At 54.5% G+C, this 14037-nt stretch carries 13 protein-coding genes; all 13 read left to right on the forward strand.

The window, feature by feature from the left end; all coding sequences use genetic code 11:
* Positions 1–30 precede the first annotated feature (30 nt).
* Positions 31–1500 carry an agmatinase family protein gene (locus LVD14_RS06840; protein WP_237133282.1) on the forward strand — a complete coding sequence of 490 codons (1470 nt, stop codon included), beginning with the start codon at positions 31–33 and terminating at the stop codon, positions 1498–1500.
* Entirely contained in the window at positions 1497–2939 is a 1443-nt protein-coding gene (locus LVD14_RS06845; protein ID WP_237133283.1) for an agmatinase family protein, read from the forward strand. The genes LVD14_RS06840 and LVD14_RS06845 overlap by 4 nt, the downstream gene beginning before the upstream one ends.
* 54 nt (positions 2940–2993) lie before the next feature.
* The gene (locus LVD14_RS06850) at positions 2994–4481 is read left to right on the forward strand and encodes an agmatinase family protein (protein ID WP_237133284.1); all 1488 of its coding nucleotides are present in this window, start codon (positions 2994–2996) and stop codon (positions 4479–4481) included.
* Between the two features lie 27 nt (positions 4482–4508).
* Complete coding sequence (locus tag LVD14_RS06855) at positions 4509–5402, forward strand: peptidyl-prolyl cis-trans isomerase (RefSeq protein WP_237133285.1); 894 nt, start codon at positions 4509–4511, stop codon at positions 5400–5402.
* Positions 5402–6499: a HupE/UreJ family protein gene (locus LVD14_RS06860; protein WP_237133286.1), complete on the forward strand. Its 1098-nt coding sequence runs from the start codon at positions 5402–5404 to the stop codon at positions 6497–6499. Before LVD14_RS06855 ends, LVD14_RS06860 begins: the two co-directional genes overlap by 1 nt.
* A gap of 245 nt (positions 6500–6744) precedes the next feature.
* Positions 6745–8046: an urea ABC transporter substrate-binding protein gene (gene urtA, locus LVD14_RS06865; protein WP_411268258.1), complete on the forward strand. Its 1302-nt coding sequence runs from the start codon at positions 6745–6747 to the stop codon at positions 8044–8046.
* Between the two features lie 81 nt (positions 8047–8127).
* Positions 8128–9741, forward strand: coding sequence for an urea ABC transporter permease subunit UrtB (urtB, locus tag LVD14_RS06870; RefSeq protein ID WP_237133436.1), 1614 nt, complete (start codon positions 8128–8130; stop codon positions 9739–9741).
* Positions 9738–10889 carry an urea ABC transporter permease subunit UrtC gene (urtC, locus tag LVD14_RS06875; protein ID WP_317622685.1) on the forward strand — a complete coding sequence of 384 codons (1152 nt, stop codon included), beginning with the start codon at positions 9738–9740 and terminating at the stop codon, positions 10887–10889. Before urtB ends, urtC begins: the two co-directional genes overlap by 4 nt.
* Positions 10886–11668 (forward strand): urea ABC transporter ATP-binding protein UrtD, encoded by a 783-nt coding sequence (gene urtD, locus LVD14_RS06880; RefSeq protein ID WP_237133287.1) that lies wholly within the window; start codon positions 10886–10888, stop codon positions 11666–11668. Before urtC ends, urtD begins: the two co-directional genes overlap by 4 nt.
* Complete coding sequence (gene urtE, locus LVD14_RS06885) at positions 11665–12369, forward strand: urea ABC transporter ATP-binding subunit UrtE (protein ID WP_237133288.1); 705 nt, start codon at positions 11665–11667, stop codon at positions 12367–12369. The genes urtD and urtE overlap by 4 nt, the downstream gene beginning before the upstream one ends.
* Positions 12366–13244 (forward strand): urease accessory protein UreD, encoded by an 879-nt coding sequence (locus tag LVD14_RS06890; RefSeq protein WP_237133289.1) that lies wholly within the window; start codon positions 12366–12368, stop codon positions 13242–13244. The genes urtE and LVD14_RS06890 overlap by 4 nt, the downstream gene beginning before the upstream one ends.
* Positions 13245–13368: 124 nt before the next feature.
* A complete protein-coding gene (locus LVD14_RS06895; protein ID WP_237133290.1) occupies positions 13369–13671 on the forward strand; it encodes an urease subunit gamma in 303 nt (100 codons plus the stop codon).
* A gap of 48 nt (positions 13672–13719) precedes the next feature.
* Positions 13720–14037 (forward strand): urease subunit beta, encoded by a 318-nt coding sequence (locus tag LVD14_RS06900; protein ID WP_237133439.1) that lies wholly within the window; start codon positions 13720–13722, stop codon positions 14035–14037.

Consider the following 14037-nt stretch of genomic DNA (forward strand, 5'->3'; position numbering starts at 1 on the left):
TCGGCTGCGGATATAAAGCAAGGAAAAAAGATGACAACAAAAAACAATCAAACAAATATTGGCAGGCACATGCGCCTGTTACTCCAGGTAACTCTCAGCAGCGCACTTCTGTTGGGCCAGTTTGCCACGGCACAGACAGAAGAAGAGTCTGATCATCCCGAGCTGGTAGAGTTCCCCGCCTCGCTGGACAGTCGCCTGGGTCTGCTTAGCGACGAGGAACTCGAGTTTCTCCGCACCCCCCGAAATACTCGCTCCTACGCCGAAGATCTTGATCAGCTAGTAGAGCAGATCGAAAAACGTTCTGCAGACGAGGTCAAGGCTTATGTTGAGGCCATGATGTGGGTGCGGGATCAGCGTGGTTTTCAGGAAGGTCAGGATCTGGACCATATTCCCTTGAATACGGATACACCAGAATTCAATGCCTGGAAAGTCAGGCGTCCCCGCAGTTTTGACCCAGAACGTGAACCAGGCCCCATCAGCCTCGGGCGCTACATGCGTGGTAACGGAGGTATTCCGACATTCGCTGGTGCGCCTGTTGCACTAACGCCAGAAGATCTTATCGCCGGTGAAGTAGACGTGGCCTTTGTGGGTGCGCCGCTAAATATGGGATCCGGTTGGCGCGGCGCGCAGCACGGACCACTGGCGCTGCGAACGATGGGTCGTATGAGTGGCAATGACCAGTACACACAGGTTAACGCGGGATCGGTGTTGAACATCGTCGATTACGGAGACATTGCCATCGATAACGACAGCACCGAGCGCAGCATGGAACATGTACGTGAAGTGGTGCGGGAAATTGTTGAGACCGGTGCCATTCCATTCATTATTGGTGGTGACCATTCTCTGGAGTATCCCAACGTGGCAGCACTTGTGGATGTCTTTGGTGTCGGCAATCTGGGCGTTATTCACTTTGATGCGCATTACGATGTCGGCCGGGATCGTGCCCACCTGATTGACCACGGGGCACCCATTTATCGATTGCTGAATGAAGGACTCATTACTGGCGCTGACTATATACAGGTTGGACTGCGTGCGAATAGTCCAAATGAAAGCATTTTCCGCTGGATGCGCGAAGAAGGTTTCAAGTACCACACTATGGCCGAAGTGGAAAAGTATGGATGGGACTATGTACTGGAGCGCGTACTGGCAGAAGCCAAGGGTGACGGACGCAAACTCTATATCTCATTCGATGTTGACGTACTGGATCCTTCCTATACCTCGGCAACCGGAACACCGGTGTCTGGCGGAATTAAACCACGAGAGGCGATACCTATCGTGCGTCGCCTTTGTGCGGAATCCAATGTGGTGGGGTTCGACCTGGTTGAAGTCGCACCCGAGCTGGATCCGACCTACGTTACAACCCTTCACAGTGCTGCTATTGCCAAAGCCTGCCTGACCGGCGTGGCGATGCGACGACTTGAATTGACAGAACCACATTATCTTAACCCTGTATCGCTGGATCACGCCCAGGACGATTACCACGAGGAGAATCAACAATGAAGTGCTCAAAAATGAAGTACGTGGCGATGGTCTCTACAAGTATGTGTCTGTTCCTTGGAGCCTGTGCCAGCACAACTTCCAGCTCCAGTTCGGTGATGTTGTCATCGTCGGAGCCGACGCCCGACGCGGTGGCGATGCCGGAAAGTGTGACCGATAAACTGGCGCTTTTGACACCCGAACAGCGCAGCTTTTTACGCGGGACCGAACCGCTGCGGATTGTCGCGTCTCGCGAGAAACTGATGCAGGAGCTGGACAGCCGCACGCCAGAGCAAATTGCACTTTATGTGTCCGATATGATGCAGGCGCTTGATGAATTTGCCTACGACCCCGAGCGCGACATGGGGCAGATTCCACTTAACCCTGAAGCAAGCGGATTCAACAGCTGGAAGATTGTTCGTCCTGAAGCCTTGTGGGAGCGACGCCGTACTCCGGGTCCCTTCAGTGTCTCGCGTTATATTCACCAGTGGGGTGGTATTCCCACTTTTGCTGGTGCGCCAGTCGCTATTACGCCTGCAGACCTGGTTGCTGGCAAAGTTGATATTGCCATCTCCGGTATTCCGCAAAGTATGAGCAGTGGCTCACGCGATGCGCGCAACGGTCCCGAAACACTGCGCGCGATGAGTGGCATAGCCGACTCCAACGTGCATGCCCTGATTGATCCTATGGCAGTGCTCAATATTGTCGATTATGGTGACTTTAACGTCGACCGCATGAGTGTGGAGCGCAGCATTGGTCATATCACCGAGCAGGTCACACTTCTGGCTGAGACAGGTGCTGTCCCGTTCCTGGTTGGCGGTGACCATTCCGTGATGTATCCGACGGTGAAGGCTGTCAAGACTGCCATGGGCGATGAGGAACTGACTGTTGTTCATCTCGGTGCGCACTACAACGCCGAGCCGACTCGCGCACACCGCCTGTCAGATCGTGATGCTGTCTATCGTCTGATGGACGAACAGATTATCAGTGGTGAAAACCTGATTCAGGTGGGGCTGCGCGGACCGCAACCCACGCGCGAAGCCTTTATGTGGATGCGAGAGCAAGGTGTCAAATATCACACCATGGCGGAAATCGAGCTTCGCGGCTGGGACTCGGTCATGAATCGTGTCATAGACGAGGCAAAAGACTCTGGCAATCCAGTTTACATTTCATTTGATGTCAGCATATTTGATCCCTCAGCAGTTTCTGGCATTGGTCGCGCAGTTCCTGGTGGTCTGACGGTGCGCGAACTTCAGCCTTTGCTGCGCCGTTTGTGCGCGGAAACTCAGATCGCCGGATTTGAACTCATGGACCTGGCCCCGATGCTGGACTTCAGCTATGTCAGCGCCATGAATGCCAATGCCATGTTGAACGCCTGTCTGACGGGTGTGGCGATGCGAAAAAGTGGGCTGACCGAGGAAAACTACCTGGATCCAATAGCGGTGGATCATGGTCAGGACTGATTGCAATTACAGGAAGAATCGCCAAACGTGTTTCAACATTGACAGGTATTCAGTATGAACTTTGAATTAACAAAAACGCGTTTTTCCTGTCGGACCATGCTGCTGTCGGCACTATGTCTGTCCGCTTTGCTTTCATGGCAGTCAGGCCATGCACAGTCTTCAGAGGAAGCCGAGGAAGAGCCGGAGTCGATTGAGTTTCCCAGTAATCTCGCCGACCGACTGGCGCCGCTGACTGAGGAAGAGATGGCTTTTCTGTCGGATCCGTCGATGACCCGTTCTTATGCGGAGACTCCGGAGGAGCTGTTTGAAGCGCTGGAAAAACGCAGCCCGGATGAAGTGAAGGCCTACGTTCAGGCAATGATGTGGGTTCGGGAACAGCGCCCCTTTCAGGAAGGTGTGGATGAGGCGTTTATTCCTTTGAATACTGACTCACCCGATTTCAATGCCTGGACAGTCAGACGTCCCCGCAGTTTCGACCCTGAGCGTGAGGATGGTCCCATCAGTCTGGGCCGTTACATGGGGGGTAATGGTGGCATTCCAACCTTTGCCGGCGCCCCGGTAGCCCTGACGCCAGAGGATCTGGTCGCGGGTGATGTGGACATCGCCATCGTGGGTGCACCACTGAACATGGGATCTGGTTGGCGTGACGCCGACCATGGACCATTGGCCCTGCGCCTGCGCGGCGGCATGGCCGGTAACGATCAATATACCCAGGTCAATGCCAGTTCCGTGCTGAATATCGTCGACTATGGCGATATTGCCATCGACAACGACAGTACCGAGCGCAGCATGCAGCATGTGCGCGAAGTGGTCAGAGAAATTGCCAGTACCGGCGCCATTCCGTTCATCATTGGTGGTGACCACTCCCTGGAATACCCCAACGTTGCGGCCATGGTGGATGTTTATGGCAAGGGAAACGTCGGAGTGATCCATTTTGATGCACACTACGACGTTGGCCGCGACAGTCCTCACTATATCTCACACGGTCAGCCTATCTATCGACTGCTGCGTGAGGATCTGATCACCGGTGCGGACTACATTCAGGTGGGCCTTAGATCGGGCAGCCCAAATGAGCGCATCTACCGCTGGATGCGTGAAGAGGGCTTTAAATACCACTCTATGGCTGAGGTTGAGCGTTATGGCTGGGACTACGTCCTGGAGCGTGTGCTGGCTGAAGCCAAAGGTGATGGCCGCTATCTATATATTTCCTTCGATGTGGATGTGCTCGATCCCTCCTATATCGCCGGTACTGGCACGCCAGTTGCAGGAGGTATGACACCGCGTGAGTCGATACCGATCATCCGTCGCCTGTGTGCGGAAGACCAGGTAATCGGTTTCGATCTGGTTGAAGTGGCCCCCGCACTTGACCCGGCCTACACAACGGCACTGCACAGCGCAGCCATTGTAAAGGCCTGTCTGACGGGAATTGCGATGCGGGCAGAGGGTATTGACGAGCCTCATTACCTGAACCCGGTATCCCTTGACCACGCCCAGGATGACTATCACGCCAGGAACGCGCCCGATGAATCTGCCGAGCCTTAACAGGGCTCGGTGTGCAGGAGAAACTTGATGTTTGACAGACTGTTGAAAGAACCACTGGCCATATTCTGTGTGGCGGCGGCGGGCATATTTGTCGTTGATGCGATCAGAAACGGTGGGGAAACCACGGAGAGTCTGGCGGAGGCTGACCAGAATGCGGTCAGCACGATTATTGTGAACGAAGCCGTGGTGGACATTCTGCAGGAAGATTTTGAGTGGCTGGAAGGCCGCGAGCCCAACGAAGAGGAAACCGAACAGATCGTTCAGGAATGGCTGAATGAGGAAATCGTTTTTCGTGAAGCACTGCGTCAGAACATGCATCTGTCCGACGGCAAAATGCGCGCCCACCTGATTGAGAAAGTCCGCCTGTTGTGGGCTGGGGTACCGAGCACACCCAGCGAAGAAGACCTGCTTGCCTTCTACATGGACAATATTCAGGAGTACTACAGTGAAACCCGCGTCAGTTTTGATCAGGTCTTTTATTCAGAGCAACCTGAGAATGCTGACGAGTTGTTGGAGCGACTGCGTTCTGGTGAAGACATCGAAGGCGAGCGTTACTGGCTGGGAGACAATATGTCGGACTATGCTGCCAGTATTCTGCGTTCCAGTTTTGGTGGAGAATTCTTTACTGCACTTCTGGAGGCGCCCCTGGAAACCTGGATGGGCCCCTATCAGTCACCACGTGGTTACCATTACGTCAAGGTCAGCGGTGTGCAGCAACCTCAGCCAATAGCCTATGAAGCGGTTCGTGACAGACTGCTGCAGGACTGGTCAGATGCAATGCTTTTCAATCGGGTGGCTGAGCGCACCGAGCAGATTCGTGATGAGTTTGATGTCGTCTATGACTCCAGCGGGGAAGTCAGTTCCAGCGTAGAGGCATTGCTGGCAAGCGCCAGAAATCTGCGCGAAGAAGAGGGGCACTGATGAAAGTGACAGGCGCTACTCTCTTGCGACTGCGGCTTGCCCGATTTGCTGCACTGCTGTGTGCGCTGCTGTTGATGGCAGCACCGGCACGCGCTCATTATCTGGATATCGTGCAATTTACCCTGGTCGAACAGGCCAATCCGAATGTGCACCAACTGGTAGTGACCATGCCTGCCAACCTCGATGCCAATGCGCCTCTGCTCGTTCCTCGCCACTGTGTTCTGATGCAGCGCGATTCAGTAACAGAAGGGCAGTCGCATGTCGTCACCATGATGATTGACTGCGATCCAGAGCTGGCTGCGGAAGCGGGCACTGAGTTGACCGGGCAGATCGAAACGCGATGGGGTCGTGATGGCGGCATGCTGCAATTGCAGATGTTGGATGGCACCAGTTCGTCTGTCATGCTGTCGGGCAATCGAACCGGCATCAGTCTCGACATGCCAGTCTGGGACGAACTTGCCGCGCAACCACCGCAGGGCTTTTTTGAAAAGGCCTGGCGCTACCTTGAGCTTGGAACGGTACACGTTCTTATTGGCTGGGACCACCTCGCTTTTGTGTTCTGTCTGGCGATGCTTGCCACGGGGCTGCCGCTGATTGGCCTGATTACATCATTCACGGTAGGGCACTCACTGTCGCTTGCGCTGGCGCATCTTGGTCTGGTCAACATTCCAATTGCGCCAGTTGAAGCGGTGATCGCTCTGTCGGTTGTATTCATGGCGCGTGAGGTTTTCTTCACACCGGGCTCACGACTGAGCCTGCGGCGCGGGCAAGGCTCTGAAACCCTCTCGGGACCTCAGGCGCAAGTGCATTCGCATCGCTGGCGTATGGGTGTGACGGCTGCATTTGGACTCATTCATGGTCTCGGGTTCGCCAGCGTGTTGGGCGAGCTGGGTGTCTCTGCCGCTGATACGGTGATTGCACTGGCATTCTTTAATATCGGCGTTGAGGTAGGTCAGGTCTTGTTCGTGGGTGTCATTCTGCTGGCTCTTGCGATACTAAGACGCCTGGGTCGAGTGGAATACGCACTGATACACGCAACCACGTGTCTCGTGGGCGGTATGGGGGTCTTCTGGACACTGCAACGGGTGGTCGGCTGACAGGCTGGTTCCCTTGTTAAATCAGCTGATTCGGCAGGTTCAGTCAGAGGCCGGATCGCTGCTACGTAGCAAAAGGGGTCATGAGGCGCATTCTGCGTCAAACTACGTAATACGCATTATGACGTAGTTTGTGCCGTCAATCGCCGACTGGTCGCAGAGCCCTTTAAATTGCAACAATCTACTTAGCATCATGAACCTTGTCGCAGACTGTCAGGTTCGCCATCAATCACCAGCAGGAGTAGACAATGAGCACCCGCAAACCCAAGTCATCCATGATCCTGAAAGCCGGCGCCTGTTTGATGGGGCTGATGGCATTGAGCCCGGTAGCTGTGGCCCAGGACACGATCAAAGTGGGCGTGCTGCACTCACTCTCGGGCACCATGGCCATCAGTGAAACCACACTGAAGGATACCGTGCTGATGCTCGTTGAGCAGCAGAACGAGCGTGGTGGAGTGCTTGGCCGACAGCTTGAACCAGTCGTGGTCGACCCCGCATCGGACTGGCCACTGTTTGCAGAGAAGACCCGCGAGCTGCTGACCCAGGAAGAAGTCGATGTCATTTTTGGTGCATGGACCTCGGTGTCCCGCAAATCGATGTTGCCAGTCCTGGAGGAGCTAAATGGCCTGCTGTTCTACCCTGTTCAGTACGAAGGTGAAGAGTCATCCAAAAATATTTTTTATACGGGGGCCGCTCCAAACCAGCAGGCCATTCCTGCTGTTGACTATCTGATGAACGAGCTGGGTATTGAGCGCTGGGTGCTGGCCGGTACTGACTACGTGTATCCCCGCACCACCAATCGCATTCTTGAAGCCTATCTGAAAGCCAATGGTGTTGCTGATGAAGATATCATGATCAATTACACGCCATTCAGCCATTCTGACTGGCAGAGCATCGTTGCAGATATCCGTCGCTTCGGGAGCACCGGTAAACCCACGGCAGTTGTTTCCACCATCAATGGCGATGCCAATGTGCCGTTCTATCGTGAATTGAGTAATCAGGGAGTCTCATCGTTCGACATTCCTGTGATGGCATTCTCCGTCGGTGAAGAAGAGTTGTCCGGTATTGATACACGCCCACTTGTGGGGCACATGGCTGCCTGGAACTACTTCCAGAGTGTCGATACTGCTCAAAACGAAGAATTCATCGACAACTGGCACGACTTCATTGGTAGCGAGTCACGTGTCACCAATGACCCGATGGAAGCGACCTACATCGGTTTCAATATGTGGGTGAAAGCCGTTGAGAAAGCCGGCACTACCGATGTAGATGCGGTAGAACAGGCCATGATCGGCATGGAAACACCCAACCTGACTGGCGGAACTGCGGTGATGGGCAAGAATCACCATTTGTCCAAGCCTGTTCTGATCGGTGAAATCCAGGAAAACGGCCAGTTCCAGGTTGTCTGGGAAACCGAAGGCCTGGTGCCCGGTGATGCCTGGTCCGACTACCTGGAAGGTTCCCGCGTGCTGGAAGCCGACTGGACTGATCCTATTCGTTGCGGCAACTACAACACAGTAACTGAAGTCTGTTCTGGTCAAAGCTACTAAGACAATTGCTACTGAGTTGCACGGCGACGGAGTCACCTCTTGAAACACCTAAGTATTACTGCTGTCCTGGTCTGGATTGCAATGGCATTCGCTTCTGTGTCGCAGGCACAGGCGCAGTCCCAGGCCGGGTCAGATACCTCTGACCTGGAACCCCTGTTGGCCCGTCTGGTTGATGCCAGCCTGAGTGAGGCCGTCGAGTTGATTCCGCAACTCGAGACTCAGGGTGGCCGGGGCATCCTGCCGCTATTCACCGCGATGTTCGACAACTCGCTGGCCGTCGACCCAGAATCCATGACCTTCTACCGGCTGGCCGAAGATAATTCGGCCACACCGGTCTATCCTCCCGCAGATGCTTCTAACGACGAGGCTGTTCAGCTGTTGCCGACGGCAGCTGATGAGCTTGAGCGAATCCGGGTCAGCAACCGGCTACGTGTTCTGTTACGTGATGCGATCGCACGCATACGTCTGTTTGAAGGTGATGCGGAAGAGCGCAGCATAGCGGCGGCGGAGTTACTTTCCCAGATGGGAGAAGATACCGTGCTCTTGCTGCGAGAAGCGCTGGCGTCTGAAGAGGATGCTGAGGTTCGCGAAGTTCTGGAAGTCGGTATCGCCATGAACGTGCTGGTCTCCGATGCCCCTGATGAGGAACGACTGCAGGTGGTACCGACGCTTCACGGACGCCTGGAGGCACCCGTACGGAATCTGCTGAACAGCCTGCTGGACCCCAATGGCCGTAATGAACAGAACCCTGAAGTGCGTGCGGCGATCGAAGAAGCCAATGCGGCGATTGACACGCGTATCCGCTTTTACGGATTCATCGAAGAGCTGTTTTATGGACTGAGTCTTGGGTCTGTGCTGTTGCTGGCCGCGATCGGGTTGGCCGTTACCTTTGGGGTGATGGGTGTAATCAACATGGCACATGGCGAGATGCTGATGCTGGGTGCCTACACCACCTACGTCGTGCAGCTGGTGATGCCCGGATTCATCACTTACTCGCTCTGGGTTGCCATTCCCGCCGCTTTCCTGGTGTCTGCCTCAGTAGGTATTCTGATTCAGCGCTACGTTATTCGTTATCTGCATGGTCGTCCTCTGGAAACTCTGCTGGCGACCTTTGGTATCAGTCTGATTCTGCAACAGACAGTCCGCACCATATTTTCACCGCTAAACCGTATGGTGGTCTCACCCGAGTGGATGAGTGGGACAATACAGATAAACCCGGTGCTGGCAATTACCAATAACAGACTATTCATTCTGATATTTTCACTGATTGTGTTTTTTGCCCTGATGATGATTCTGAGAAAAACCTCTCTGGGACTCCAGGTTCGTGCAGTATCCCAGAACAGGAACATGGCCAAGGCGATGGGGATTAGAACTGACAGAGTAGATGCGCTGACTTTCGGACTCGGTTCGGGTATTGCTGGGATCGCCGGTGTCGCGCTGAGCCAGCTGACCAACGTGGGCCCTAATCTCGGCCAGTCGTATATCATCGACTCATTCATGGTTGTTGTGTTCGGCGGTGTCGGTAATCTGTTTGGTACGCTGGTAGGCGCATTCAGCCTGGGTGTATCGAATAAATTCCTCGAGCCCGCAGTAGGTGCGGTACTGGCAAAAATTATCACACTGGTCTTTATTATCGTGTTCATCCAGTTCCGTCCCAAGGGCCTGTTCCCGCAGAAAGGGAGGGCCGCGGAATGACATCGTTGCTGGTTAAGTTAGGCGATATGCGCAGCGCGACTTCGGGCACGATTACGCTGTTTGTGATTGTGCTTTTTGTCAGCACCACACTGGCGTCATTAAGTAATCTGCTGCTGCCTGAAGACTCGGCATTTCATGTCAGTACCTACACAATAACGCTGCTGGGCAAGTATCTGTGTTATGCCATGCTGGCGCTGGCGGTGGATGTGATCTGGGGCTACTGCGGCATCCTGAGCCTGGGCCATGGGGCGTTTTTTGCGCTGGGTGGTTATGCCATGGGCATGTATCTGATGCGCCAGATCGGTGACCGGGGTGTCTATGGCAACCCCGAATTACCTGATTTCATGGTGTTCCTGAACTGGGATTCGCTGCCCTGGTTCTGGCTGGGTATGGATCAATTCTGGTTTGCCATGTTGATGGTGCTGCTGGTGCCCGGGCTGCTGGCCTTTGTATTTGGCTGGCTGGCATTCAGGTCCCGCGTGACAGGCGTGTATCTGTCCATCATGACGCAGGCGCTGACTTACGCTCTGATGCTGGCTTTCTTTCGCAACGAAACAGGGTTCGGCGGCAATAACGGACTGACTGACTTCAAAGATATCCTCGGTGTCAGCCTGACGGAAGACAGCACCCGGGTGACGCTGTTTATGATGACTGCAGTGATGCTTGCACTGGTATTCGCGACCAGTCGCTATATTCTTGACTCCCGTATGGGGCGGGTCATTATCGCAGTGCGCGACAGCGAGGCACGTGCCCGGTTTCTTGGCTACCGCACTCAGGACTACAAGGTCTGGCTGTTTGTTTATTCAGCGCTGATTGCTGCCATGGCCGGTGCTCTCTATGTACCACAGGTTGGCATCATCAATCCCGGTGAGTTCAGTCCCATCAATTCCATTGAGATTGTGGTCTGGGTTGCTATTGGGGGACGTGGCACGCTTTATGGTGCTGTGGTCGGCGCGATTCTGGTCAGCTACGCCAAGACAAGGTTTACTGCATTGATTCCCGAGAGCTGGATCTTCATGCTGGGCGCCCTGTTTGTGATTGTTACCATCTTCCTGCCCAAGGGTCTGGTTGGCATTCTGCAAAGCCGCTTGCCGGGGTCTTCCGGTGGGGGCAAAGGTAATGCAAATCTGGGGAGGGCGAGCTCATGAGCTACAAAGCAGTCAGCGCCCGACCGGATGTCTCGCACAATGTCATACTTTATATCGAAAATCTATCGGTCAGTTTCGATGGTTTCAAAGCTTTGAACAATCTCAGCCTGTACGTCAACGATGGCGAACTGCGCTGCCTGATTGGTGCCAATGGTGCGGGCAAAACCACGCTGATGGATGTCATAACCGGCAAGACGCGCTGTGATTCTGGTCAGGTGTGGTTTGGTCAGACGATAGATCTGCTAAAGCATGATGAAGCGGCCATAGCGCGACTGGGCATTGGTCGAAAATTTCAGAAACCCACAGTCTTCGAGGCTTTGACGGTTTACGAGAACCTGGAGTTGTCACTGGCCAGCCACAAGGGCGTCTGGTCGACGCTGATGGCAAAAGTGAGTGCAGCGCAAAAAGATCAGATGGATCAGGTGCTTGAGACAATTGGCCTGGTCTCCGAGCGGCATCGCAAGGCAGGTGTGCTGTCTCATGGTCAGAAACAGTGGCTGGAGATTGGCATGCTGTTGACCGCCAACCCCCGCGTTATGTTGATCGATGAACCTGTTGCCGGCATGACGGCGCAAGAGACTGAGCGCACAGCTGAGTTGCTCAAATCCCTGGCTGGCGAACGCACGGTGATTGTCGTGGAACATGATATGGAATTTGTGCGCAGTATTGCGCGTACAGTGACTGTCTTGCATCAGGGGGCCGTACTGGCTGAAGGGACAATGGATCAGGTGCAAAATAACCGCGACGTCATTGAGGTGTATCTGGGGGAGTCATCATGACAACGCCAACCATAGCCATCAGTGGTCTGAACCAGCGCTACGGTGGATCCCAGATTCTCTGGGACGTTGATATTTCGGTGGAGCAGGGCTCCTGTACCTGCATCATGGGCCGAAACGGTGTTGGCAAGACGACACTGCTAAAGTGCCTGATGGGTTTGCTGCCCATTGACAGCGGCACTATAGAATTGAGCGGAACAGCCATCCAGGACATGCCCGCACATCAAAGGGCACGCGCCGGTATTGGCTTTGTGCCACAAGGCCGCGAGATATTTCCATTGCTGACCGTGGAGGAAAACCTGCAGACCGGACTGGCGTGCCGTACAGACGGAATAAAAACCATTCCGGATCGCATTTTCGAATTGTTCCCGGTATTGGCCGATATGTTGCATCGACGTGGTGGAGACCTGTCAGGTGGACAGCAGCAGCAACTGGCTATCGGCCGTGCGCTGGTGACTGACCCGCAGGTTCTGGTGCTGGACGAACCGAATGAGGGCATCCAGCCGAATATCGTCAAACAGATTGGTGACGTCATTATGAAACTGAATTCGGAAGGTCTGACCGTTATTCTTGTTGAACAAAAACTGGCATTCGCGCGACGTGTCGGTACTGAGTTTCGTTTGATGGAAAAGGGCCGTGTGGTTGCCAGCGATGCCATGAGTGGACTTAGTGACGAGCTGATTCGACGGCATCTGGCAGTATGACCGCCGCGTTAGCCAGGCCTGCAGCGTCACGCTGGCAGGCATCGCTTGATTTAAGATTTGCGCAGACAGCCCGCGGCTGTCGCCTGGTGGCCAGTGCCCACAACGGGCCTCTTTACGTGCAAAAACCATTTTATCCGGAAGGCCCTGATCTGGCGCATGTTTACCTTTTGCACCCACCCGGTGGACTGGTTTCGGGCGACTCTCTGGAGATATCAGTAGCTCTGGGCAATGACGCCAGCGTTCTGGTGACCACTCCTGGTGCAGGGCGAGTTTACCGTGCACGAGAAGATCGCACGCTGCAATGGCAGCGCACCAGAATGGTGCTTTCGGAGGGTGCGAATATCGAATACTTCCCCCAGGAAACCATTATCTATCCCGGCGCGTCTGCCGGTCTTGAAACCCGAGTTGAGTTGAGCGATCAATGCCATTACGTAGGCTGGGAAATCACCTGCCTGGGTCTGCCGGCCAGTGCGCTGAAATTTGATAGCGGAGAATTCAGGCAGCATTTAGGTATTTTTCGCGATGGCCGGCCACTAATCGTTGAGAATTTCGTGCTTAACGAGGGCAGTCGCTTTCTGTATGACGCCTCTGTAGGGCTGCGTGGCCAGCCGGTCATGGGCCTGATGGTCGCCGGCCCGTTTGCAGAAAGCCGTAGCGGCGAAACTGCAGAAATAGTCACCAGTCTGCGATCAGTGACCGATTCCTGTAAGCCTGGAATGCTTTGCAATGTCAGCGTTTTTAACGGCTTTGTAACGGTTCGCTATCTCGGCAGTTCGTCGGCAGAGGCCAGAGAAATATTCATCCAGTGCTGGCAATTGTTGAGGCCGCTACTGCTCGGACGCGAACACTGCCCGCCGCGTATATGGGCAACCTGATGCAGGCTGATGGGCGTCAGGTACCTGACATGCCGGCGGGGCTGGCAAACTTTGTGCATAGGCACATGCATGTTTATGAATGATGTGACCCCGTCACCTGAACTTCTACCCCGGTGAAACGATCATGGAACTGTTACCCAGAGAAAAAGACAAGTTAATGCTATTCACAGCCGCTTTGCTGGCTGAACGCCGTCTGGCCAGGGGCCTCAAACTGAATTATCCAGAGGCTGTTGCCCTGGTTTCAATGGCCATCATCGAGGGTGCCCGGGACGGCAAAACCGTGGCGGAACTGATGAGCGAGGGCAAGCAGGTACTGAGCAGTGATCAGGTGATGGAAGGGGTCGCTGAGTTGATGCCTGAAGTTCAGGTTGAGGCAACATTTCCTGACGGCACCAAATTGGTCACCGTGCACAATCCCATCAACTGAGCACCGCAAGTGAGAATTTTCATGACACCAGATAACGGCAGCGGAAACATGATTCCTGGTCAGGTTGTGACGGCTGACGACGACATTACCATTAACGATGGTCGAACACGTCTTCTTCTGTCTGTGGAAAACACTGGCGACAGACCGGTTCAGATTGGCTCTCACTATCACTTCGCCGAGGTTAATCCTGCTTTGCGACTGGACAGAGCCGCGGCACGGGGGCATCACCTGAATATCGCCGCGGGCACCGCCGTACGTTTTGAACCGGGTCAGACCCGCGAGGTCGAGCTGGTGCCATTTGCCGGTGCCCGGCGCGTTGTCGGATTCCGTGGTGAAGTCATGGGTGACCTGGATACTTTAAAATAA

Origin of the sequence: Pseudohongiella sp. O18 (assembly GCF_021729085.1) — a bacterium.
In the GTDB taxonomy this organism is placed as follows: domain Bacteria; phylum Pseudomonadota; class Gammaproteobacteria; order Pseudomonadales; family Pseudohongiellaceae; genus Pseudohongiella.

Coding starts and splice junctions, on each gene's coding strand:
- LVD14_RS06900 (WP_237133439.1), top strand. CDS start 13,720: ATGATTCCTGGTCAGGTTGTGACGGCTGACGACGACATTACCATTAAC.
- urtA (WP_411268258.1), top strand. CDS start 6,745: ATGAGCACCCGCAAACCCAAGTCATCCATGATCCTGAAAGCCGGCGCC.
- LVD14_RS06845 (WP_237133283.1), top strand. CDS start 1,497: ATGAAGTGCTCAAAAATGAAGTACGTGGCGATGGTCTCTACAAGTATG.
- urtB (WP_237133436.1), top strand. CDS start 8,128: ATGGCATTCGCTTCTGTGTCGCAGGCACAGGCGCAGTCCCAGGCCGGG.
- urtD (WP_237133287.1), top strand. CDS start 10,886: ATGAGCTACAAAGCAGTCAGCGCCCGACCGGATGTCTCGCACAATGTC.
- urtC (WP_317622685.1), top strand. CDS start 9,738: ATGACATCGTTGCTGGTTAAGTTAGGCGATATGCGCAGCGCGACTTCG.
- LVD14_RS06890 (WP_237133289.1), top strand. CDS start 12,366: ATGACCGCCGCGTTAGCCAGGCCTGCAGCGTCACGCTGGCAGGCATCG.
- LVD14_RS06860 (WP_237133286.1), top strand. CDS start 5,402: ATGAAAGTGACAGGCGCTACTCTCTTGCGACTGCGGCTTGCCCGATTT.
- LVD14_RS06840 (WP_237133282.1), top strand. CDS start 31: ATGACAACAAAAAACAATCAAACAAATATTGGCAGGCACATGCGCCTG.
- urtE (WP_237133288.1), top strand. CDS start 11,665: ATGACAACGCCAACCATAGCCATCAGTGGTCTGAACCAGCGCTACGGT.
- LVD14_RS06855 (WP_237133285.1), top strand. CDS start 4,509: ATGTTTGACAGACTGTTGAAAGAACCACTGGCCATATTCTGTGTGGCG.
- LVD14_RS06895 (WP_237133290.1), top strand. CDS start 13,369: ATGGAACTGTTACCCAGAGAAAAAGACAAGTTAATGCTATTCACAGCC.
- LVD14_RS06850 (WP_237133284.1), top strand. CDS start 2,994: ATGAACTTTGAATTAACAAAAACGCGTTTTTCCTGTCGGACCATGCTG.